The sequence below is a fragment of the Erwinia sp. PPS120 genome, assembly GCF_047918655.1.
Taxonomy (GTDB): domain Bacteria; phylum Pseudomonadota; class Gammaproteobacteria; order Enterobacterales; family Enterobacteriaceae; genus Erwinia; species Erwinia tasmaniensis_A.
In genome coordinates, this window is sequence record NZ_JBLREF010000034.1 from 26,055 (window position 1) to 47,608 (window position 21,554).

At 52.1% G+C, this 21,554-nt stretch carries 24 protein-coding genes; 21 read left to right on the forward strand and 3 right to left on the reverse strand.

Features of this window, described 5'->3' with window-relative positions; all coding sequences use genetic code 11:
* From ACLRGG_RS15960 to ACLRGG_RS15975, 4 genes are all read left to right on the forward strand, one after another.
* Nucleotides 1-222, forward strand: coding sequence for a phage filamentation protein Fil family protein (locus tag ACLRGG_RS15960; protein ID WP_416250702.1), 222 nt, complete (start codon nt 1-3; stop codon nt 220-222).
* Between the two features lie 19 nt (nt 223-241).
* A complete protein-coding gene (locus ACLRGG_RS15965) occupies nt 242-562 on the forward strand; it encodes a hypothetical protein (protein ID WP_416250703.1) in 321 nt (106 codons plus the stop codon).
* Between the two features lie 107 nt (nt 563-669).
* Complete coding sequence (locus ACLRGG_RS15970; protein ID WP_416250704.1) at nt 670-2,928, forward strand: replication endonuclease; 2,259 nt, start codon at nt 670-672, stop codon at nt 2,926-2,928.
* A 402-nt stretch (nt 2,929-3,330) separates the two neighbouring features.
* Entirely contained in the window at nt 3,331-6,150 is a 2,820-nt protein-coding gene (locus ACLRGG_RS15975) for an AAA family ATPase (protein WP_416250705.1), read from the forward strand.
* 50 nt (nt 6,151-6,200) lie between these two features.
* Here the strand turns inward: ACLRGG_RS15975 and ACLRGG_RS15980 are convergent, their stop codons facing one another.
* Genes ACLRGG_RS15980 through ACLRGG_RS15990 form a run of 3 tightly spaced genes read right to left on the reverse strand, consistent with a single transcriptional unit; the run spans nt 6,201 to nt 9,390 of the window.
* The gene (locus ACLRGG_RS15980) at nt 6,201-6,521 is read right to left on the reverse strand and encodes an Ogr/Delta-like zinc finger protein (RefSeq protein WP_416250706.1); all 321 of its coding nucleotides are present in this window, start codon (nt 6,519-6,521) and stop codon (nt 6,201-6,203) included.
* Nucleotides 6,518-7,585, reverse strand: a complete 1,068-nt coding sequence (locus ACLRGG_RS15985) for a phage portal protein (protein ID WP_416250707.1) — start codon at nt 7,583-7,585, stop codon at nt 6,518-6,520. Before ACLRGG_RS15985 ends, ACLRGG_RS15980 begins: the two co-directional genes overlap by 4 nt.
* Nucleotides 7,582-9,390 (reverse strand): terminase large subunit domain-containing protein, encoded by a 1,809-nt coding sequence (locus tag ACLRGG_RS15990; protein ID WP_416250708.1) that lies wholly within the window; start codon nt 9,388-9,390, stop codon nt 7,582-7,584. The genes ACLRGG_RS15985 and ACLRGG_RS15990 overlap by 4 nt, the downstream gene beginning before the upstream one ends.
* Before the next feature lie 177 nt (nt 9,391-9,567).
* Here ACLRGG_RS15990 and ACLRGG_RS15995 point away from each other — a divergent pair, with 177 nt between their 5' ends.
* The 17 genes from ACLRGG_RS15995 (at nt 9,568) to ACLRGG_RS16075 (ending at nt 21,550) form a co-directional block, all read left to right on the forward strand.
* Entirely contained in the window at nt 9,568-10,641 is a 1,074-nt protein-coding gene (locus ACLRGG_RS15995) for a GPO family capsid scaffolding protein (protein WP_416250709.1), read from the forward strand.
* 46 nt (nt 10,642-10,687) lie between these two features.
* A complete protein-coding gene (locus tag ACLRGG_RS16000) occupies nt 10,688-11,725 on the forward strand; it encodes a phage major capsid protein, P2 family (protein WP_416250710.1) in 1,038 nt (345 codons plus the stop codon).
* Between the two features lie 4 nt (nt 11,726-11,729).
* Entirely contained in the window at nt 11,730-12,434 is a 705-nt protein-coding gene (gpM, locus tag ACLRGG_RS16005) for a phage terminase small subunit (RefSeq protein WP_416250711.1), read from the forward strand.
* A gap of 104 nt (nt 12,435-12,538) precedes the next feature.
* Complete coding sequence (locus ACLRGG_RS16010; RefSeq protein WP_416250712.1) at nt 12,539-13,012, forward strand: head completion/stabilization protein; 474 nt, start codon at nt 12,539-12,541, stop codon at nt 13,010-13,012.
* On the forward strand, nt 13,009-13,485 hold the full coding sequence (locus tag ACLRGG_RS16015) for a phage tail protein (protein ID WP_416250713.1): 477 nt from the start codon (nt 13,009-13,011) through the stop codon (nt 13,483-13,485). Before ACLRGG_RS16010 ends, ACLRGG_RS16015 begins: the two co-directional genes overlap by 4 nt.
* Nucleotides 13,479-14,177 (forward strand): hypothetical protein, encoded by a 699-nt coding sequence (locus ACLRGG_RS16020; protein ID WP_416250914.1) that lies wholly within the window; start codon nt 13,479-13,481, stop codon nt 14,175-14,177. The genes ACLRGG_RS16015 and ACLRGG_RS16020 overlap by 7 nt, the downstream gene beginning before the upstream one ends.
* Nucleotides 14,178-14,179: 2 nt before the next feature.
* Nucleotides 14,180-15,322, forward strand: coding sequence for a DUF2586 domain-containing protein (locus ACLRGG_RS16025; protein WP_416250714.1), 1,143 nt, complete (start codon nt 14,180-14,182; stop codon nt 15,320-15,322).
* Nucleotides 15,323-15,325: 3 nt separating this feature from the next.
* On the forward strand, nt 15,326-15,781 hold the full coding sequence (locus ACLRGG_RS16030) for a phage protein (protein ID WP_309367655.1): 456 nt from the start codon (nt 15,326-15,328) through the stop codon (nt 15,779-15,781).
* Between the two features lie 4 nt (nt 15,782-15,785).
* A complete protein-coding gene (locus tag ACLRGG_RS16035) occupies nt 15,786-16,088 on the forward strand; it encodes a phage holin family protein (RefSeq protein WP_309367654.1) in 303 nt (100 codons plus the stop codon).
* The gene (locus tag ACLRGG_RS16040; protein ID WP_416250715.1) at nt 16,085-16,426 is read left to right on the forward strand and encodes a M15 family metallopeptidase; all 342 of its coding nucleotides are present in this window, start codon (nt 16,085-16,087) and stop codon (nt 16,424-16,426) included. Before ACLRGG_RS16035 ends, ACLRGG_RS16040 begins: the two co-directional genes overlap by 4 nt.
* Entirely contained in the window at nt 16,426-16,809 is a 384-nt protein-coding gene (locus ACLRGG_RS16045) for a hypothetical protein (protein ID WP_416250716.1), read from the forward strand. Before ACLRGG_RS16040 ends, ACLRGG_RS16045 begins: the two co-directional genes overlap by 1 nt.
* A 102-nt stretch (nt 16,810-16,911) precedes the next feature.
* The gene (locus ACLRGG_RS16050; protein ID WP_416250717.1) at nt 16,912-17,187 is read left to right on the forward strand and encodes a putative phage tail assembly chaperone; all 276 of its coding nucleotides are present in this window, start codon (nt 16,912-16,914) and stop codon (nt 17,185-17,187) included.
* Between the two features lie 44 nt (nt 17,188-17,231).
* Nucleotides 17,232-17,375, forward strand: coding sequence for a DUF6890 family protein (locus ACLRGG_RS16055; protein WP_416250718.1), 144 nt, complete (start codon nt 17,232-17,234; stop codon nt 17,373-17,375).
* Nucleotide 17,376: 1 nt separating this feature from the next.
* Nucleotides 17,377-19,458, forward strand: a complete 2,082-nt coding sequence (locus ACLRGG_RS16060; RefSeq protein WP_416250719.1) for a phage tail tape measure protein — start codon at nt 17,377-17,379, stop codon at nt 19,456-19,458.
* Complete coding sequence (locus ACLRGG_RS16065; RefSeq protein WP_416250915.1) at nt 19,455-19,790, forward strand: DUF2590 family protein; 336 nt, start codon at nt 19,455-19,457, stop codon at nt 19,788-19,790. Before ACLRGG_RS16060 ends, ACLRGG_RS16065 begins: the two co-directional genes overlap by 4 nt.
* Nucleotides 19,783-20,967: a baseplate J/gp47 family protein gene (locus ACLRGG_RS16070; protein WP_416250720.1), complete on the forward strand. Its 1,185-nt coding sequence runs from the start codon at nt 19,783-19,785 to the stop codon at nt 20,965-20,967. Before ACLRGG_RS16065 ends, ACLRGG_RS16070 begins: the two co-directional genes overlap by 8 nt.
* Complete coding sequence (locus ACLRGG_RS16075; protein WP_416250721.1) at nt 20,960-21,550, forward strand: phage tail protein; 591 nt, start codon at nt 20,960-20,962, stop codon at nt 21,548-21,550. Before ACLRGG_RS16070 ends, ACLRGG_RS16075 begins: the two co-directional genes overlap by 8 nt.
* The last annotated feature ends 4 nt before the right edge of the window (nt 21,551-21,554 follow it).

Here is a 21,554-nt window from a genome sequence, read left to right on the forward strand (position 1 = left end):
ATGGAACCGATCCAATGTCCGGCACTTGCCGGATTATTAACGAACGGCCAGATTGTCACACACCGTGCTCACCATCGCGGATGGATTGAAACCCCGGACGGTCGTTTCTTCCAGCCCAAAGCCACAGACGTGCAATTCGTTAACGGTCGCCGTCTTCCCTTCATGTCCCGCCCACGAAATAAACGTCGCTGGTTCGCCCGGTTGATGGGTATTTTCGCGTAGTTAATTCGCAGGGTGATTTATGCAGACTTCAAATAATCAGTATATTGCGCCGTTACCGTTTGAAGAATTCCAGATAACGGCTCGCAAGCTTTTTAAACGTCATGAAAATATTGCGTTGCGCCGGTTCAATATGGCCAGTGATGATTTCAAGTTCGTAGTGTTGACGCTATCGAACCGCCGCACACCCAAACTATTTACCCCGTCTGACATCGGAAAACCTTTCGAAGATTTCAGCGAGTACCAGCGGGAAAAGATAATCGACTCAATGAATAGCCTGTCCAAATGGGGGCACGCACTACCTAATTACATTTCGGCGTCTGACCGAATTCTAGATATTTAAACCAACCGAATTTTTTATATAGGCGCTCACACGTCGGGCTTTCTGCATCCACAAATCAGCGAATCTGAGGAAACACTATTAACAATAAAACTAACACCAGGGGCCGCATGGCCCCCACTCCACCTCCTTCATACCCCGGCAACGCTGACGCGTTCGCTGGGGTTTATCCGTGGAATGCCCCTTTAAAAGCGATCGGCGTCGACAAAACACCTGCGCCGGTTGTTGCCGCCTCGCCGGTGGAACAGCATCCCGCCGTTGTTGCTCACCTCAACCGCCTGGAAAAAAAGGGCGCTCATGAATCTGACGAGATCAGCACGGTATTGCGTGACCTGCTACAAGCCCGCGCAGCTGCCGAACGCAGCGCTTTTGAACGTGCCCAGGCGTCGTGGTCAGAAACCCCGGGAGGCATCGAAGCGCGGTTCCATGAACAGCCGTATTTTATCCGCGCGCCCTTTGAGAAAAAAATAAACTGGCTTCGCGATAATCGCGGGACTAAGCACACCAATGCGTTTTTGATGGGCACCATTAAGAGCGCATTGTTGCGCCTCGACGCTGTCCGTAAATATCACGGCGTCGGCACCGGCCACGACTCCGAATTCATCGCCTATTATCGCCCGTCATATTTCCATCTGGCTGAATTTACAAAATCCAGAGTCAAAACCCTGGCTAATGAAGTTGCGGGACGCCTGAATGAAATGTTCACGACGGCCGCAGATGAACGCGGCGGGAATGCCACCGGTCTGACTGACGCCGAATTGTTATTTATTTATCGTCATATGGCCGTTGAGGTTAACGCGCTTCGCGTTCGGCCACCATTTTGGAAGGTCATAAGCCCGTTATTCAATCCGTTAGTATTGCCGCCTGAACCGCTCGACCGTGCGGTTTTTGTATCAGCTATGGCCCGCATGATTAACCCGGACTGGTGGGAGCGCCAGTTGTGGCGGCTTCGCTGCGACTGGCGGGAAAACCAACTCCGCGCTATCGGCAACGTTCACAAACGAGCCACGCCCTACATCAGTCGCGATGCCCTGGCCGACTGGCTGGAACAACGCAGGAAAAATCGCGAATTCTTTAAATCTCACGAACTGGCAGACGATGAAGGGAACCGGGTTTCCCTGGAGTCTATGGTAGACGCCAGCATCAGTAACCCGGCGATCCGTCGTAACGAACTAATGGCCCGAATGAAAGGCATAGAGTTTGTGGCCCAGTCGCGCGGCGACGTTGGCGTTTTTTATACCATTACATGCCCGTCGAAATATCACGCCACGAATGCCAGCGGCCACGCTAACCCGAAGTGGAACCACAGTGATGTAAAGCAGGCGCAAAAATACCTTACCAGCCTCTGGTCGCGTATCGGTTCGAAGTTGGGCCGGGAAGGCCTGCGGGTCTATGGGTTTCGGGTTGCCGAGCCACACCACGACGAAACGCCGCACTGGCATCTGTTGCTGTTTATGCGCCCGGAGGAACGCAACGCGATCACGACTATCATGCGCGGCTATGCCATCAAAGAAGACCGTAGCGAACTGAGTAAACGCACCAGCGCCCGTTTTACGGCCAAACGCCTGGACCCGAAGAAGGGCAGCGCGACCGCGTACATAGCCAAATACATTTCGAAGAATATCGACGGTTACGCCCTGGACGGAGAAAAAGACCATGAAACCGGCAAACCGCTGAAAGAAACTGCCAGGCTGGCCATGGCCTGGGCATCCCGCCACCGTATCCGCCAGTACCAGGCCATCGGCACACCGCCGGTCACGGTCTGGCGGGAACTGCGCAAACTTAATAATGCGCTGGTCGGGCAGCTTATCAAGTCGCATACATTCAAGCGCGGTCAGCGCCTTTTATCGGATCCGGCGATGGATGCCGTCTTGGCGGCGGCTGATGCCGGTTGTTTTGCCACCTACATCATGAAACAGGGCGGCGTACTCATTCCCCGCGAAAGTTACGTTGTGCGCCTGGCTTACCACGACGCCGACAAGCCGAACGCTTACGGGGAAATCGTAGAAAAGATTTTCGGCATCTTCTCGCCGCGTCTGGGGGATGATTCCCGCGTTTGCACCCGTCTTAAAACATGGACAATTGTCGCCAAACTCAAGACGCCACAGACCGAAGACGCACGCGAAACCTCGGAGATTTTGACCTTACCGGACGGCCCCGCCGTCCCTTGGAGTTCTGTCAATAACTCTACGGACATCGAAAAAATAACCGATTTGATGCCGTTCGATGAGGCTATGACAGAAGAGTCTGAAGAAAAAATAACCGATTTTGAGGCAATGGACGACGCCACGCGGCGCAGGCTGTTGCGGAGACTACGAGCCCCCCCCGGCACGACCAAAAAATGGCTCCCCTTACATCCCAGGCAGTGATTTGGACGTAGCCTGGCGTGAAGCCGTGGAAAAAACCCGCAGGCGTGCTGCTGACAAACAAGCTAGGATTCAGGCAATGGCGCCAGCTATCGGTCGGATTTTAGCGGGAAGCGAACTGCAACAGCTTGCGATAACCCAAACACAGGCAATTTCCCTTCTACGGGGTGGAAGCATATTATTCGGAAACCGAATTTATTGGGCTAGTAAAACCGTAGATTTATTAACCAACTTCCAATCTCTCCGTGTCCAGCGGGTCGAAATCCTTTGGAAGAAGGTTCGTGCGGCTAGTTTTCTAGTTCCATAGAAACCTTACTAGTTCTATAGAAAATGATGCCTATTTTGTATATCGTAACTACCACTTATTCAAAATGGTTATGCCTATAAAAAAGTTTAAGGTAGAAAATGGACGAACATATTTCTGAATTTCTTTTCAATAATTACAGCAAAGATAATTACTCATGGAAACTATTGGCATGGTTAATTATTGATAAAAATAGCACTGCTAACAGGATTACCGGCCGCCTTAAGCATGCTATTGAAAATCAAAATGCCATAGCAAAACCCTCGTTTATACGTAGAATTGATAAATATCAAAAATTCTATGACTCACACCGCCCCCAGCCGCTAAACCCTACAAACTCACTTAAAAAAATAAACACGTTGCAGGTTTGCGATTTTCGCGGATTTGGTCGTCTAACCGAAGAGGATTTAGGAGTTAAAATTCAATTTAATAAATTGAATAATATCTTCTTCGCACCTAATGGTGGTGGAAAAAGTAGTTTATGTGAGGTGCTTGAATATCAAACAACTGGCGATATTAAAGAGGCGGGGAGAAGGAAAACTTCAATAAAAAACTACATAAGGAGAGATGGTAAACACTCTATCACCTTATTAGACCATACCAACCAAGCAATACAAGCAAATCCAGATTACAAATTTAACTTTATTGACCGCAATAGACTCCAAGAATTTTCATTATTAGGTTCTGATGATACAAAATTTGGTGAGCGTGATGTATTAGCTGCCCTTGTAGGGCTTGAAAATTTTGATGACTTTCTAGGAACACTTGTTGCACCTAAAAGTTTCAATGCTCTTAATTTTCTAAAGACTGTTCATGAGAATCAATTGGAGGTATTTGAATCCAAGCTTGAACAATTTAGAAAAAAATCATCAGAAAACAGTATCGAATTACAAAACATCAAGTTAGAAATTATAAAATCTTTAGGTTGTGACTATAAAAATCTTAGTGAACGATATTTTTCCAACGTGGTTAAAATAAAACTCCCACATGTCAAAAATTATCTATCAACAATGAATGAAAAAAAAGAGCAGTTAAGAAAAGGAATACCTTCAGTCGAAATAGATATAGGGAAATCTCGCCAAGTAATTTCTATACTTTGCAATCTTATAGAGAAAAAGAAAAGAATAGAAACAAAGCTTAAAGAAACCGTTTACGATGAAAACAATATTGCTTTATTTAACTTATCGAAAAAGGTTTTGGAAAACCAAGATTACAAAACATGTCCTCTTTGTCGAACTCCTCTGACTGAAGTACATAAAGATCCATTAGAAAACTCTATTGAGATATTGAACTCATTTATTTACATAACAAATTTACAGAAATATCTAACCAATACTAAAAGTAATATAGATAAAAAAATAGAAATTGTGTTAGTAAAATTAAGAGCGTTTCTCATATCACCTACAAATACAATTATTAATTGCGATTTCAATAGGCTTTCAGAAATTTCAAGTAATTTAAACAAAAGCAATGACAGCGCAATTATTGAGCAATTAACTTCATTAGATGAAATGTTATTTTCATGTGATATGTTGGACCAATACAACGAAAAATCCAAACAGCACAATGAAACAATTAAAAACATAGAAGCAGCACTACAAAAATTAAATATAAATATTGAGTCTACGAAAGGAGTAATATCATCAATTGAGAATAATTTTGCAATTTATCGCTTTAAAACTCATGATAAAAAGAAAAAAAAGGAGGCTTTTGATGGGTTACTAAACTCTATAAAAAAAGAAAAGGAGTTATATCTTAAAGAGGTTGAACACAATAATTTTTTAAGGGAGCTCCAACGCGAATATGAAGACTTTTACACCAAGGCCTATGCTTTCAAAAGGTCTAAAGAACTACAAATTATTGTTGGTATAAATAACTCCATTGTACATTACTACAACGAAATAAATAAACATGATGATGACAGCGAAAAACTTGACAGCATAGCATTTGTTTATGTTGATTCTTTGAAATCATATCGATTACAACTTGATATTAATGGCGTACAAACTGATGCTTTTGTCAGACTTTCCGAAGGACATCTAAAATCACTAGGGTTAGCTATACTATTAGCCTTGGCTAAAAAGAAACAATCTCAATTCATAGTTTTTGATGATGTGGTTAATGCCATCGATACCGAACACAGATCCAATATCATCAATACCTTTTTAACTGATCCTTATATTAAAAGAACTCAAAAAATAATAACAACCCATGATAAACTTTTTTGGGAACTATATAGTAATAGAGAAAAAAGCTTAGGGAATGGTGAATTTTCTAGCTTTATACTTGAGTGCTATCCACATGGTATTCATTATGAAGAACGTGATATTTCGTTTGAAGGAAAAATAGCAGAAAGTTTAGAACACTATGATATACGACAAGCTCTTATTTATTGCCGAATTTGGTTCGAGTCACTAGCAACCTTACATTGTGTTGAATCAGAACTAAGCCTTACAGCAAGCTTCACTAACAGAGACTATGTAAAGCCTAACTTAATCAAAGTCAGCTTAGAAAAAATGTACGCCGTACTTATTGAATCGTTAGGAGATAGATTAGAAAACATTAATCAAATTAAAAATAACTTCTTAAGTTGGGGGATGCAGAATCAAGAACACCATGCTTTCAGTGAAAACAATTATAATATAATCCACTCAAAAACCAGCCAAGAAATACAAGTGATATTTGATTCAATAAGAAAATTTAAAATCCAACTATCACCAGAAACTAGTATAGTAAGTCTTACGGATAAAATTTTATCTCTTGAAGATAAAATAAATAAAATTGAAATAAGAATCCAAAATGCTAACCCAGCAATCCCTGCTGATGTTGTACGTAAATGGAACAATGATAAATCTAAGTTTGTTAAAGAAAAAACAAAAGTAGTTGAGCTAAAAGTTTATTGTGAGAGCTGTCTTCCATAACTTCGAACGAGTAGAAATACAAGCCCCGTTAAATCGGGGCTTTCATCATACTACTGAGTATTGAGAAGATTTAAAGCAAATTGCCTTTCCTCGGGTTTAAGCTGATCAATCAGAAATTTAACCAGCTTGTTTCCCGTCAACCCACTGGGACTCAGTGAGTGCGAGAACGTCGCGTTAAAAACAAACGTATGGCCGCACTCAACTTCTGAACAGGCACAGTACAAATCCGCCAGCTTTTTATCTTTCCAGTCTGATTTACGAATGATTGCCGGTGATCCACACTCCGGGCAATTAATTTTGAATATACGCATGTTTACAACCCCGCACGCCAGTGCCAACAATTGGGCTGATTTTAGCTTATCTGCGCTCATTTTTCGCCCTTATCTGGCTTAATTACCGGGATTTCAACGTCAAAATTCAGGTGTAGATGTGGAGGGATTTCCGGGTCGGTGTTGATACCGTTCATAAATTTGCGTTGCAGCGGGATCACCTCGTCTTTCCGGTAAGTACTGCGGGCCGTTTCCGGGTTCCCCATGACCGCGCCGTTGGTCGGGATGATACCGGCCAGCCCGGAAGGGAACCGATGGGCGGTTAAAATATCCTGGGCGGTGATACCCTTAATGTTCGCAAATTCATCTTTCGCGGCAACCTCGCCGACCGGTATCAGCTTGACCCCTTCCGGGTCGCCCTTCGGTATATTGATAAACATGTTGCGGAAATTGCCCAACCCTTTGGACTGCTCAATTTTGGCTTTGATTTCCGCTTCCACTTCGCCGGTGATGTTCGGGTCATTGGCATACAGAATGAACCCCATATGAGCGCCGTTGTTGTAATACCGGCGCCGGAATATCGTCGCCTCGCTGTTTAGCAACACGGAATGGATGCCGCCGATATAATCCGGCAGTCCGTAAACCTGTTGACGCGGGTCATACATTTTGAAAAACACCACGTCGCACGCGTCATAAACCAGTGATGGCCCTTCCTGCAACACCACAAATTCGCCCGTTTTCCGGCAACGCAAATACAGAGACGGCAGCGGCAACAGGTCGATGACTTCGCCGAAAACGTTGCGAATTTTCAGGACGGCCACGTCGCCGAATAGCAGATAGTCGAACGCCATCTGCTCGATTTGATCCGCTGATAACCCCCCGCCCAGGTAGCCACCGGCCACCATATTGCGCCGCGCATACAGTACGCCGCCGTGCTGGCCGTTCAGATTCGGCAGCTGTGCCAGGGCCATGCGATCAATCGGGAGGCTCCAGTGGTCATAGCCGTTTTCATACCAAATATTCAGGTAATCCGTGCCGGTCGTCAGTATCGGTTCAGGTTCCCCGAAGGTGATAACGCTGCCCTTTCCGGCTGCTGGCGTGAACGTTTTAGGTTTCGCAGCGGCTGCGACACGTTGTTTTTTCTGCTTACGCTGTTTTGTTGTCATGCTGCTTGTCCAAAGGCCCAGGTAGACGGGCAGTCAAATTCATAGTCGATAGGTTCATTAATCACGGCGTGGGAAATGGCAAAGAAAACGTCCGCGTGGCCGGTGGCGTCCGACCGTTCGGCGACGAACGTCAGCGCGTTGCCGCTGGCCGTTGTAGTCCGGCGTATTGCCATAAAGCTGGCCGGTATTTCTGCCCGTTCTTTGTTGGTTTCGTCCTGGGCATCCTTCGCCCATTCGATGCGCTTACGTTCCACCACATCAATCATCTTCATCACCAGGCGGTTTTTACTCTCGACGCTGTACAAAATCGCGGTCGCTTCGCGGGGTGCGAACTTGGTCACCAGGTCAAAAACCCCCTTTCCGATGCCGGTCGTGTCGATACCGATATAGGTAATATTGAACCGGCGCATCAGCCCTTTTATCTGCTCTGCTTGCCAGCTAAAATTAAGCCCCTGCCACTGGTAGATAGCGAGAACGCGGAAGCGCTCGCCATCGAAAATCGGCGGGGCCACTATCACAAAGGTGGAATTATCCCCCGACCGGGACGGGTCAAAACCGGCCCACACTTCCCGGTTACCAAATGGCCGGGCGGCGGTCGGGTCGTAATCGCCCCAGGTGCCCGCGTCTACTTCGCAGGCCACCAGAGACGCCAGTTTGAAAACGGCGTCTTTGCTGTCAACGAACTGGCACATGTAAAGCATGGCGAAGGCGGTCGGATTGTATTTGTTGCGAAGGCGCTCAATATCGACCAGCGCGGCGAGTCCGCTTTCGATGGCATCTTCCATCGTGATGATGTACCGCCAGATTTCATCAGGGCAGCGGATACCTGCTTCACGCATGGCCTTCTCTTTGGGGAAGACCTTACCTTTACGTGTCGGGTCGTCCTCGCTCCACGCTTCCCCCGTCCACACTGTATACGCCTGGTGGGTCTTCGCGCTGGGTGTGGAAAAATAGGTCGTGCGGAATTTGTTGTGCGTCGCCATTGCTGACGCCACTTCATGCAGGCGAGTGAATTTTGGGATCCAAAACACTTCATCGCCATACAGGTGACCATTAAAGCCCTGGGCGGTGCTGGCATTGGTGGACAAAAAACGCAGCACGGCGCCGTTGCTGAGTCGGATGTTTTTCCCGGTCAGCGTGATGCCGAAATGTTGCTGTGCAATCTGGACGATGTATTCCCGAAAGATTTCCGACTGGGCGCGGGAGGCGGAGAAAAAGACCTGATTGTCGCCGCTGACGACGGCATCTTCGAAGGCTTCCCATGCAAAATAGTAGGTCATGCCAACCTGTCGGCTTTTGAGGATAAACCGCCAGTCTTCATCCTTATGGTCGCGACAATGCAGCTGATAATCGAACAGGTGTTCGCGTGCCCACTCGTCGAGCATTTCCGCCGTGATGCCGGATACGTCGTTTTTCTTATATTTTCGTTTTCGCCCTTCTCCAGGTTCGGCGCCGTCGAAGCCGTCACCGTCATAGGTCACCACGCTTTTAGCCTTAATCTCGGCCATCTTTTCAGCGTGTTTATTATGCTGGGCCATCAGCTTGACGTGCTGGGCGACCAGGTCGCGGAGTTCTTCCAGTTCCAGGGACGTTTTTTTCTCGCGGCGCGTCAACTGGTCGATGCGCCTTGCGATCACATGTTCGACCGAGTCCACCGGCAACAGTGATGCCCACTGGCCGACGTCCGCCCAATGGTAAACCGTGCGCGGCGGGAGGTTTAATTCCTGCGCGATATCTTTCGGCTGCCAGCGTTTAATATATAAGGCGCGGGCCGCTTCTTTTATTTCATCAGAGTATTTAGCCATGCGGCCATTATGACGGGAGATAACAAAGCCATTTATCATTAAATATCGGCAATAGTAGGCTAACGCCTTATATCCGAACGCACCCGAAATAAAGCGGGTGCGCGTTATTCTTCAATTCGTAATACTGCCCTTCACAGAATACCGTCTGATAAACTCATTACATTATTAAGGTCAGTTATGCCGCAACCTAATTACCGCACTGATTGGTTATGTATCGCCACGTCGGGGCAGGCTGTTGACGGTCGCACCATTGAGGCGCAATGGTTAATTGATGCGGCAGAAACTTACAGCCGCGATACCTACACCGCGCTGATTTGGCCTCACCATCCGCAGTATGAATATGCAGAGCGGGAATTCACCTGCAACTTGGGTGAAGTCGATGCGTTAAAAACCGAAGCCGTGGACGGCGTTGTAAAACTTTATGCCCAGCTTATTCCAAATCGTTTTCTTATTTACGCCAATGAAGACGGGCAAAAGTTATTTACCTCTGCTGAATTCATGGGCGACTTTGCCGGAAGCGGTCGCGAATATTTAATGGGTTTAGCCGTGACAGATATTCCGGCAAGCCTTGGCACTGAGAAACTCAAATTTAAATTAGCAGGTGAAGAAAAGGACGCTGAACACGGCAGCCTGGAAACGTTCAGCCTGGGGAAATTAAAGACTCAAAAGAAAGAATCCTCTTTTTGGGGGAAATTATTTTCCACCCGTAAAGAGTTTACGCCAACGCCAGAACCCAACACCGACACCAACAAGCCCAACGAGGGCGAGGAACAAAAGATGGATGAATTAAAAGCCCTCTTGCAGCAAATGATGCAAATGCTCACCGACATGAGCGACGCCAGCACTGGCGACGACCCGGACGTTGATAACACTGACCAGGCAGCCGACGCGGTCGCGGATATCGCAACGGATATCGCCGAAGCCGCCGACCAGGTCGCCGAAATTGCCGCCGACGTTGCCGATAACCCAGACGACGAAGTGAAAGCGGCAGAATTTACCGTCGCAAAAGCCAACCTGGTGAAAGCCATGAAGGCGTTTAACGTCGGTTCGAAACCGGCGCGAACGTCACGCCGTGAGCGCCGCCAGTTCAGTGCCCGCCGCTCTGGTAAGCAAAACAAAAATGACGCGATCACCCAACTGACAACGCAGCTGTCAGAGGTCATGACCAAGTTGTCAGTCCAGGAAAATGGCGGCACGCAGCGCCCAAACCGCGCCCCTGCCGGTAGCGATAAGCCGCGCGATTTAGTGTAAGGCGCCCGTTTATTGCGTTAACGCGTCATTTTTTAAGGAAAACACCATGCAACAAAACCAGCAACTATCACCCCAGGCCGAAGGACTGCTCCATAAGTTCACAACGGCCCTGGCTAAATCTTACGGCGTGCGTGACACCGCGAAGTTTTTCGCGATCACCCCGCCAAAAGAAACCATCCTGCGCAACGCGCTGCTCGAAGCGTCCGACTTCCTGCGCCTGATTAACGTCACCGACGTGAACCAGACCACCGGCCAGGTCGTCAGCACCGGCAAACCGGGGATTTATACCGGACGTAAAAAAGGGGGCCGATTCTCTCGCCCGTTGGGCGTGGAAGGCAACGAGTACAAGCTGTACGAAACGGATTCCGGTTCGTACCTGGACTACAACACCCTGACCAACTGGGCAAACTCCGGCAGCGAAGACGAGTTCTTCCAGCGTATCCAGGCGTTCAGTAATGAATCCTTTGCGCTCGACATGCTGCGCGTTGCCTGCAACGGTACCAGCGTTGCAGAAACTACCGACCCGGAGGCCAATCCGAACGGGGAAGACGTCAACATCGGCTGGCACAAAATCGTCAAAGACCGTTCACCGGCCCAGATTATTACCGACGCGGTCACGCTCGGCGGCAGCGGTGCGGATTTCGTGTCACTGGATGCGGCGGTCACTGACCTGCTTCATGCCTGCATTTTGGAACAGTACCGCAATGATCCACGCCTGTGCGTACTGATTTCCGGTGACCTTATCGGTAAAGACGCCACCACCATGATGAACATGGTTGACCGCCCGACAGAGAAAGTCGCCGCGCAGCTGATGAACCGCCAGATTGCTGGCCTAGACGTCTACCGCCCGCCATTTATGCCGGAAGGCCGTTTGATCATCACCACGCTGGAAAACCTGCACATTTACACGCAGGCCGGTACCCGCAAGCGTAAAGCCGACTGGAGCGATGACCGCAAACAGTTCGAAAACAGTTATCTGCGCATGGAAGGCTACGCCGTAGAGCACGATGAACTGTATGCGGCCTACGACAAAATCGACCTGGCGGAAGCGGTCACACCGCCAGCAAACGGCGGAGGCGAGTAGCGCTATGGCCATGTCCCCTTGTCAACGTCACCGCGCACGCGTGAAGGCTACTCAGGCGCTGGATAACCGCGAAGCCCTCACGGCCTCGCCGGTCAGTTTCCACCTGCAAAAACTGGAACTGGAAAGCGATGTCGCGCAGCTGCGCAGCCTGCCACGCACGGAAGACCGCATCGAAATGAAGCGGGACGAACTGCTGCCGCGCTGGTTGCCGACCGTGGAAGCCTACCTCGCCGGTGATAAGCGTTATGCAAATCCGGCGCTGGTGTACTGCGTGATCTGGTTGCTTGACACAGGGGAAATGGAAAAGGCGCTCGACTGGGCAGATACGGCAATCGCCGAAGGCCAGGTCATGCCGGAGAACTTCAAATCCACTTTACCGGCGTTCGTGGCCGATACCGTCATGGAATGGGCCATCAATGAGGCCGCCGCAGGCCACAGCATTGAGCCGTACTTTAGCCGGACGTTTAACAACATCCGCGATAAATGGCGTTTGCATGAAGACATCAACGCCAAATGGTTCAAGTTTGCCGGTCTGTACATGCTGCGCGACGAGAACGGCGCACCGCGTGCCACCGCAGTGGAAGATGTCGACACGCTGGAACAGGCCGACGCGTTGCTTGCCCAGGCGGAGAAGTTCAACCGTAACGCCGGTGTAAAAACCATGCGCGTAAAAATCCAGGCCCGTATTAACAGCCTGATCGCGCAGTAAAGACTACCGCAAGCCGGGGCGGGCGCGGTGGAGGCATAAAGCCCGTAAGGCTTTTTGGCCGTGGAAACCGTTAGCCCGCTTCTCTTTTTAACAAGGTGTATCCGATGAATAGCCCAAGTTTCAGTATCAGCGGCAGGCCGGTGGGATATCAGGACGACGCCATCACCAACGGCGTGGCGTTCTGGCCGGATTTGAATCTCGCCGAGTTTCAAAAGTCGCGCACCATCCCCGCCGACCTGCCGCCCGAAATTGCAGGCGTCGCCGTACTGGCGGCCATTGCCGAGGTCAACAGCACGTTAGGCGACGTGGTCACGTACTGGACGGGCAAAGGAAATGCCCAGGCCAAAGACGTGCCCGGCGCAAAGATGGGCGACGAAAATCAGCTGACGGCCCAGTACAAAAAGGCCGTCTATGCCAGGGCAAAGGCCGATTTACTGGGTGAATTTGCCGCCATCGGGCGCCGGGAATCACACCCCGGACAAGAGAGCACAGACACCCGCGCCAACCTGTTGGCCGAAGCGGCTTATGTCATGCGCAACATGTTGCAACTGCCGCGCGTCGGGGTGCATCTGATATGAGCCAGTTAGAAGAACTGACGGACTTCATTACGGCCAATATGCCGCCCGATGCTATGCAGATGTTTCAGAGTTCGATGGATGATTGCGAAATTGTCCGCAGTGCCAAAGCGCTGGGACTGGGTCAGCGTCGCGTCGGCGTGTTGCGCTACAACGCCCGGTTGTCCTGGGATAACTACCCGTACCGGCGTTATTCCCCCGGCGTGGTGTACGCCCTGGTGTTGGCCTGGATTGCAGAGTCCGCCAACGAACTGCACGACGAGCTAAAACTCGCCGACCCCACGGTCGACCCGGAATTTGATGATGAGGGTGCGTGCATTTTGGAAATCGTCGTCGCCCTGGCTGACCCGATCATCATCGCCCCGACAGACAAGGGCGTGATCCCTTTCAAAGGGCAGCGCTGGGACGTTGTAAACCCCGAAATCTGGACAGCAACCGACGCTGAGTTTGTGACCCACCGAGAGAATGAATTGTGATCCGGGGGGAACTGAATCAACGCCAGCTGAAACAGCTGCGTGCGGCGCTGGCCGCCGCAGACCTGCCGCCGAAGAAACGCCAGCGCCTGCTATGGCGAATCGCAAAACTTGGCATCATCGTGGCGGCCAAACGCAACCAGCGGAACCAGGCAGACCCGGACGGGACGCCGTGGTCACCGCGAAAGCGCGGCAAAGGCAAGATGCTGCGCGGCCTGCCCAAACTCCTGGCCGTGCGGGAAATGCCGGAAATCCAGGGCGTGCGGATTTACCTCAAAGGCGGGAATTACCGCAACGGGGCGAAGCCAATTGCGGCGGGCCTGGTCGGCGCCGTGCAACAGGACGGCGCCCGCATTCAGATGAATGCCAGCAACGCCCCGCGAAAGCCGCAGGCCAACCGGCCCGCACTCCCGCGACAGGCTAAGAAGCTGCGTGCGTTGGGGTTCAAAACTCGCCTGGGCAAACGCTGGGTCAAGCCGTCGAGTAAGCACATCGTGGCGACCATGAGCATGGCTCAGGCGGGATTACTGATTAAAAAGCTACGGGGCACATCGTCAAAACGCACCTGGACAATCGACATACCGGGCCGCGTATTTTTAGGCGTGAGCAACGACGAATTTAACAAAATACTTGCGCGGCAATTGCAGGCGATAGGCTTCGGCTGGGACGTCAACGCGCAGGATATCAGGGGGTAGCCATGAACTGGCCCAACGTAAATGTCAGTCAGATTAACCGCTATAACGGCACAACAACCGACGTTGAACGCGTCGTCCTGTTTGTCGGGTATGGCAAAACCAACCTCGGGAAAACCCAGGCGTTAAACACCGGAAGCGACCTGGACACAGCGCTGGGTGCAGCCGATAGCCTTCTGAAATCGCTGGTATCCGCAGCGGCCAATAATGCGGGGCAAAACTGGTTCGCCTACGTGCATGTTATGACTGAACCCGACACGGAAGCGGAGGGATATAAGCCAGATGTTGACTGGATGGCCGCCGTCATGGCGGGCCAGAACGCCGCATCGGTGGAAGGCGTTGTCCTGGCCTTTGATACGACGGCAGCGGCCACCATCAACCGGGCCACGGAGATGCGTAACACGCTAAAAGCCAAATTTGGCCGGTTCGTGTGGTTCCTGCTGGCCGTCAGCGGCCCTGATGCAGATGAATCCTGGACAGATTATTTAACCCGCATGACCGTGCTGCAACAGGGCATTGCGTCCCCTGGCGTCCAGCTTGTACCACGCCTGTGGGGTAATGAACCCGGCGTTCTGGCCGGTCGCCTGTGTAACCGCTCAGTGACCGTTGCCGACAGCCCGGCCCGCGTAGCAACGGGAGCAGTAACGGCACTCGGCAGCGACAGCCTGCCCAAAGACGGCGACGGTGTGGAACTGGACTTAGCCACGTTGCAGGCGCTGAACACCAACCGTTTCAGCGTTCCGATGTGGTACCACGATTTTGACGGCATCTATTGGGCTGACGGTTGCACGCTCGACGTCGAAGGCGGCGACTACCAGACCATTGAAAACGTGCGCATCGTCGATAAAGCCTCCCGCCGTGTGCGTTTGCGTGCCATCCCGAAAATCGCCGACCGTTCGCTAAATAGCACGCCGGGCAGTATTGCGGCCCACGTGACGTATTTCGGCAAGCCCCTGCGCGAAATGGCGATCACTTCCCAAATCAACGGGATTGAATTCCCTGGGGAAGTGAAACCGCCGCAGGACGGGGACATCAGCATTACCTGGGCGAGTAGCGTCAAGGTGCAAATTTTTATCGTGGTGCGACCTTACGAAAGCGCGAAAGAAATCGCGGTCAGTATCGAACTCGACACCTCACAGGAGAGCTAACCCATGACAGAACGCATTAGCGGCGGGTCGTTCGATGTGAACTATGACAGCGTCATGATCCACGTCGAAAACGCCACGGTGACCATCACCGACAACAGCGCCGCCGTACAGACGCGCGGCGTGCCCAACGGCCATGTCAAAGGGTCAGTCTCGGCGGATGTGGAAATCGAAGTCGATTCCCTGAATTTCAAAAAATTTACCGCCGTGGCCCGCGCTGCCGGTTCCTGGCGGGCAATCGCGGCGAAAGACTTTTTGTTTTATGCCAACGCGGGCGACGAAGAAGAAAAAATCGAGGTGTTCGGCTGCGTGCCGACGCTGTCCGACCTGGTGAACATAGCACCTTCTGAGGCCAGTAAGACCACGAAAAAAATCAAATTCATGGTTACCAGCCCGGACTTTGTAGCGATTGACGGCGTGCCGTACCTGTCAGCCCGCGACACACGCGACCTGAAAGGATAAGGCCATGCCAAACGGTGAAACCTCACTTCTGACCAAGCTGTTACTGATTGGCGCGGTCATCGGGCTGGGGCAACTGATGGTCAGCAACGAGCGCATTACGGTGCGCACCTTGCTGGGCCGGATAATTTTAGGGTCGGCGGTCGCGCCGATTGCCGGTATCGCCCTGCTGCAATTCGAAAACATGCCGGAACTGGCGGTGATTGGTATCGCATGCGGCCTGGGCATTTTGGGCAGCGCGATCATCGAAGAATATTTTAAACGCTGGCTTGATTACCGGCTGGCAAAAAAGAGGGAAAACAACCCATGACACTGAGCCAAAAACAGCAGCTGTTCACCCGCATGACCGGCCAGCTGATTGCCTGGGCCGATGCGAACGGCTACGCCCTGACTTACGGCGAAGCCTTCCGCACGCCGGAACAGGCAAAACTCAACGCTAAAAGCGGCGCCGGTATCGCCAACAGCCTGCACACCCAACGCCTGGCCGTGGATTTCAATCTGTTTATAGACGGCCAGTATCAGACCCGAAGCGAAGCCTATTTACCGCTCGGCGAATATTGGGAAAGCCTGGGCGGGAGTTGGGGCGGTCGCTTCAAGTCCAACCCGGACGGCAACCATTTCAGCCTTGAACATAACGGCGTTCGCTGATGCGTACCGCGTGGGGTTACTTGCTGATTTTGGCCGCCGTGTTTTGTTTCGGCTGGTCGGCTCACGGCTGGCACAACGCAAAAACCGAACTGGCCGCTAACCAGTCAGCGGAGCAAACCCGCCAGGTAGTCACGGAAGTGACGCGGAAATCTGGCGAAGTATTAGAAGCCAAACTCGCGGAGTTAAAAGCCAATGAAATTCATACCGAGCGGGAAATCCGCACGGAGATTATTAAGCCGGTGTTTAGCAACGTCTGCGCTACTGACGAGTCTGTTCGGGTGTTCAACCAAAGCGTTGACCAGGGCGAGCGAACCTTATCAGGAAAACCAGCTGACATTGTGCCCGGTCGACCTGCCGCGACTGGCGGGCAAAACCGGCACTGATTTTCATGCGGCGCTGATCCGGTATTTTCAGCTGTATACCGACTGCGCCGTAAGACATAACGCCCTGGTGGGCATCATCCGACAACGTAAGGATTTAGACCAATGAGCAACCCAAAAAATAAAACCATTTCCATGACCGTGGCCGGTGTCGCGCTGACCTTCGAGCCGAACAAAACCGCCTTTAATGGCCTGATGAACGAAGTCACCGCGACCAACAAAATGGCGCCAATGGTCACCTATCTGGGCCGCATTGTGTCGCCTGACGATAAGGCCGCGCTCACGCAGCTGCTTGACGAGTATCCGGGTGTCGAACTGCAAATCGCTGAGAAGGTGAACTCGATTTACTCGCCGGTTGTTGAGATTGAAATAAAAAACTGACGGCGCGGGTAGCGGCCATCCGGGCCAATGCGCTGGAACAGTACTTGACGCTGCGTCGCTACTACCTGCCCCACGAAGAAGACACCGAAGAAAGTCTCGCCCGCGCGTTGTGGCTTGATGAATATTTCGCGAAGACCAAAGCCTATAAAACGGCGGAGGGGATAGCGATAGCCCTGAACGGAACCTGACATGAGCCACTTAGATTTTACCCTGAGCCTAATCGACAAGCTGACGCGACCGCTAAAAACGGCCCAGTCGTCGCTGTCTGGTTTCGCCGAAAAATCGCAGGCGTCTTTCGGGAAAATCGGTATCGGGGCCGCTGCAATGTGGGGAGTTGCTCAGTCTATCAAGGGAGTTTTAGGCCCTGCATATGAGATGAATGCAGCCCTTGCCGAAGTCGGTTCGAAAGGCGTTACACAGGCGGCATTAGATAAGCTGTCAAACGAAGCCATTAAATTTGGTAATCGTTTCGGCAAAAGTGCGGTCGACGTGGTCAGTTCAAGTTACGCCATTAAAGGCGCAATGGCCGGGCTTGCTGACCAGGACTTACCCCGTGTGACTATTGCAGCCAACATGCTGGCCGCAGGCGTCAAAGCCAGTGGGGAGGAAGCCGGGGAATACATCGGCGCGATGGCTTCACGGTTTAACAGTGAACTGTCCAGCCTGGGCCACGTCCGGTTCGCGGAAGAACTGGCGGGCAAGACTGCCTATATGGTGCAAAATTTCGGCGTCAAAATGCAGACCATGCAGGAACTGATAGAGGGCACCAAAAACGCCGGGGCCGACTTTGGCGTCAGCATGGACGAACAGTTCGCCGTGCTGGGCAGCTTGTCGCGCACGCTGGGCACCGAATCCAGCGGCATTTACGAACAGTTTCTGCGCAGTGCGCCCGCCGCAGCCCAAAAGCTGGGCATGAGCTTTGTCGACGCCACCGGCAAAATGCTGCCAATGGGCGACATTTTGCAAAAGCTGCAAGACAAATACGGCCAGAGCATCGAAGGTAACGTCAAGGCACAGCAGGATTTAGACGCCGCGTTCGGCGGCGGCGCCGACGTCATTAAAAAACTGTACGGCCAGCAGAATATTTTAAATCGCAGCATCAGCGAACTGGGCCGCAACGATGGCATGAAGCGAGCCAGGGAAATGGCCGAGAAAATGGTTAACCCGTGGGAACGGCTAACACAAATATGGAAAAACATGCGCATCGCTATCGGTAACACACTGATGCCGGTGTTGAATCCGTTGATTAACCGGGTGGCCAATATCGGGGCGAAATTCGCCCGCTGGCTGGACATGTTCCCCAACATTGCCCGCTGGCTGGGTTACATCACTTTGGCCGTGTTGTCCTTCGGCCTGGTCGGCGCCGGGGCCAATATCGTGATGGGGGTGTTTGGTTTCACCATGATGGGTCTTTCTGGCATCGCCAAAGTACTGGTCACCGCCTGGAAGATGCTCACGTTTACGCTGAATTTGCTGCGCCCGCCCCTGCTTATGACCCGCATCGGCCTGGCCGGTCTTTGGATCCAGTCCAAATTACTGGCCGTCTGGACGGGCGTCTGCCGCGTTGCCTTGATTGCCTGGAATGGCGTCCTGAAAGCGGGCGCCATTGCCATGCGCATTTATGGCGTCGCGACCATGTTCGCAGGTGTTGCCATGCAGATTCTGACCAGTCCGATCACCTTAATTATTGCCGCGCTGGCGGCGCTGGCCGTGGGTATATGGTATGTGGTGACCCACTGGGATGAACTCAAAACCGCCATCATGGAAACCGCCGCGTTTGCCTGGGTGATGGATATGGCCGACCAGGTCGGGCAAGTCTTTTCCGACGTGTGGGCGTCCATTTCAGCGGGCTGGGATGCCGTGGTGCAGTTCTTTTCCGGTCTTTCACCGGTGGCCGCGTTCGAAGGGTTTTCCGCTGCTATCGGCGGCGTGTTCAGCAAGCTGTTTGACGTGCTGAAAAATTCCTTTGCGTCGACCTATAACTGGATAGTTGAAAAGCTAAACAAAATTCCCGGCGTCGATATTGACCTGAAAACCACGGCGGCGACCGGCCTCGGCAGCACGACGGCCCCGGAGCTGAGCAGCGCCTCACTGCTTACCGGCAACAGCACCGGTTCGGCGATACCCCGCGACGGGCTAATGAGCCAGGTTAGATCCGACAGCAAAACCGTGGTCGACAGCCGCAAAACGTGGGGAGACACCTACATTAACGCACCGAACGGCATCACCCCCGGCCAGCTGGCCGAATGGCAAGAGATGAACGCAGGATGAGCGACACACCGATTTACATTGATTTGCTGATAACTGACGGGGATTTCACCCTCGACAGCGGCAACGAACCGCAGTTGTGTAACGACCGGGTCAGCATCGGCCAGGACATTATTCACAGCATTCTGGAAAGCGGTATCACAGCGCAGCTGATTGGCGAACGCAGCCCAACAATGCGCGGCGATGTGCTTACCCAACTGACACTACTGGTGGAAAGTGACACCCGTTTGATTCCGGGCACTATTGTGATCACCGAAGAAAGCCTGTCACGCCTTTACGTGACTGCTGAAACCTATGATTTTGGCGACGTCGGCCAGGGGGTGAATTATGTCTGAGAAACCTACCGTTGATTTTGAGCAGGTGTTACGTGATAGCGGGATGCCGACCACGGAAGACGAAATCGGGGCGGCGTTTAAAACCCTGGTCGCCGATGAAAATTACGTGACTAATACGTCTCGCATGTCGCCATTTTGGCGGCTGATTAACAAGATTGTCAGCACGCCGGTGCTGTGGCTGAAAGACGCCCTGGTCAACGTCGTGTTAACCAATATGTTTGTTGCAACCGCGACCGGCCAAATGCTGCGCCTGTTAGCCTGGGCGGTGAATATCGAAGTCAAACCGGCCAGTTCGGCGGCGGGCACCCTGCGCTTTTACAAGACCACACCGGCAAACGCCGTGACCATTCCAGCCGGGACGATTGTCCAGACTGAGCGCATTAACGGCGTGGTGTATGCGCTGGCCGTCAGCCAGGACATGACGTTACCCGAAGGTGACGAAAGTGGGTTAGTCGCCGTGACCGCCACCGGTACCGGCAGCGGGTACAACCTCGCACCCGGATATTACCGCATTTTGCCGGTGGCCGTGGCCGGGATTGCCAGCGTGGTTAATGAAGACGATTGGCTCACCACGCCGGGCGCCGATGAAGAATCCGACGACGAGCTGCGCGATCGTACCCGCAACCAGTTCAATTTAGTGGGTAATTACCACACCGACGCCATCTACCGCAGCATGATAGCCGGTGTGGTGGGCCTGAGTGTCGACCGCATTTTTTTCCTGCACGACGCCCCGCGCGGCCCCGGTACCGCAAACGCCTATTTGCTGCTCGACAGCGGCGAGACGTCACAGCCTTTTATCGACGCGGTCAACGACTACGTTAACACCCAGGGCCACCACGGCCACGGTGATGATTTGCAGTGCTTCGCCATGCCGGAAACCTCGCACACGCTGGCCGTCACGGTGTTTGTCCTGAGCAAAGAGAACATGACGGCGGAAGAACTGGCCGACCTGCAATCGGGCGTCACCAATCTGATCCGCTGCGCGTTTCGGGAAAATGCCAATTACGACGTCAAAAAGACCTGGCCTTATGCGCGATTCTCCTTCTCCAACCTGGGCCGGGAACTGCACAAGACGTTTACCGTTATCGACTCGCTGAGTTTTTCACTGACCGACATCATCAGCGATTTATCCGTCCCGCGCCTGGCCTCGCTGACCGTGGAGATTAGCAATGACTGATTTTTCGACCCGGCTCAAAAGCCTGAAACTGCCGTCCTGGATGGATAGCGGCGAACCGGCCAAATTGTTGCGGGCCAGCGTGTGTTTCTGGTCGAAGGTTTACGACTGGATCACCTGGCCGCTGCGTCAGTTTGACCCGCTGACCTGCGCCGAGCCGTTGTTAAACCTGATTGCGTGGGAGCGCGACATCACCCGCTTTGACGGTGAGCCGCTGGAACTGTACCGCAAGCGGGTGAACTACGCCTTTATCAACGCCCAGCAGGCGGGCGAGGTGGCAGGATTTATTGCCATTTTCAGCCGACTGGGTATTGGTTATGTCGAATTGCTGGAACGCCAGGACGGGCTGGACTGGGACGTCATTGTCGTACGGGTGACCGACAGCCAGGTCGCTGACAACAGCGATTTGTTGCTTGAAATCATCCGCAAATATGGCCGCACCTGCCGCCGCTACCAGTTCGAAGTGATCACCGCCCTGCCGCTGCATATCAACATAGGCTGGTATCAGGGTGAATATATTTGCTACCCGGCCAGCCTGGGCAATATCGCAACAGAATCAAGCGCGACCTATAGCGCAAATTTGTAGGGGA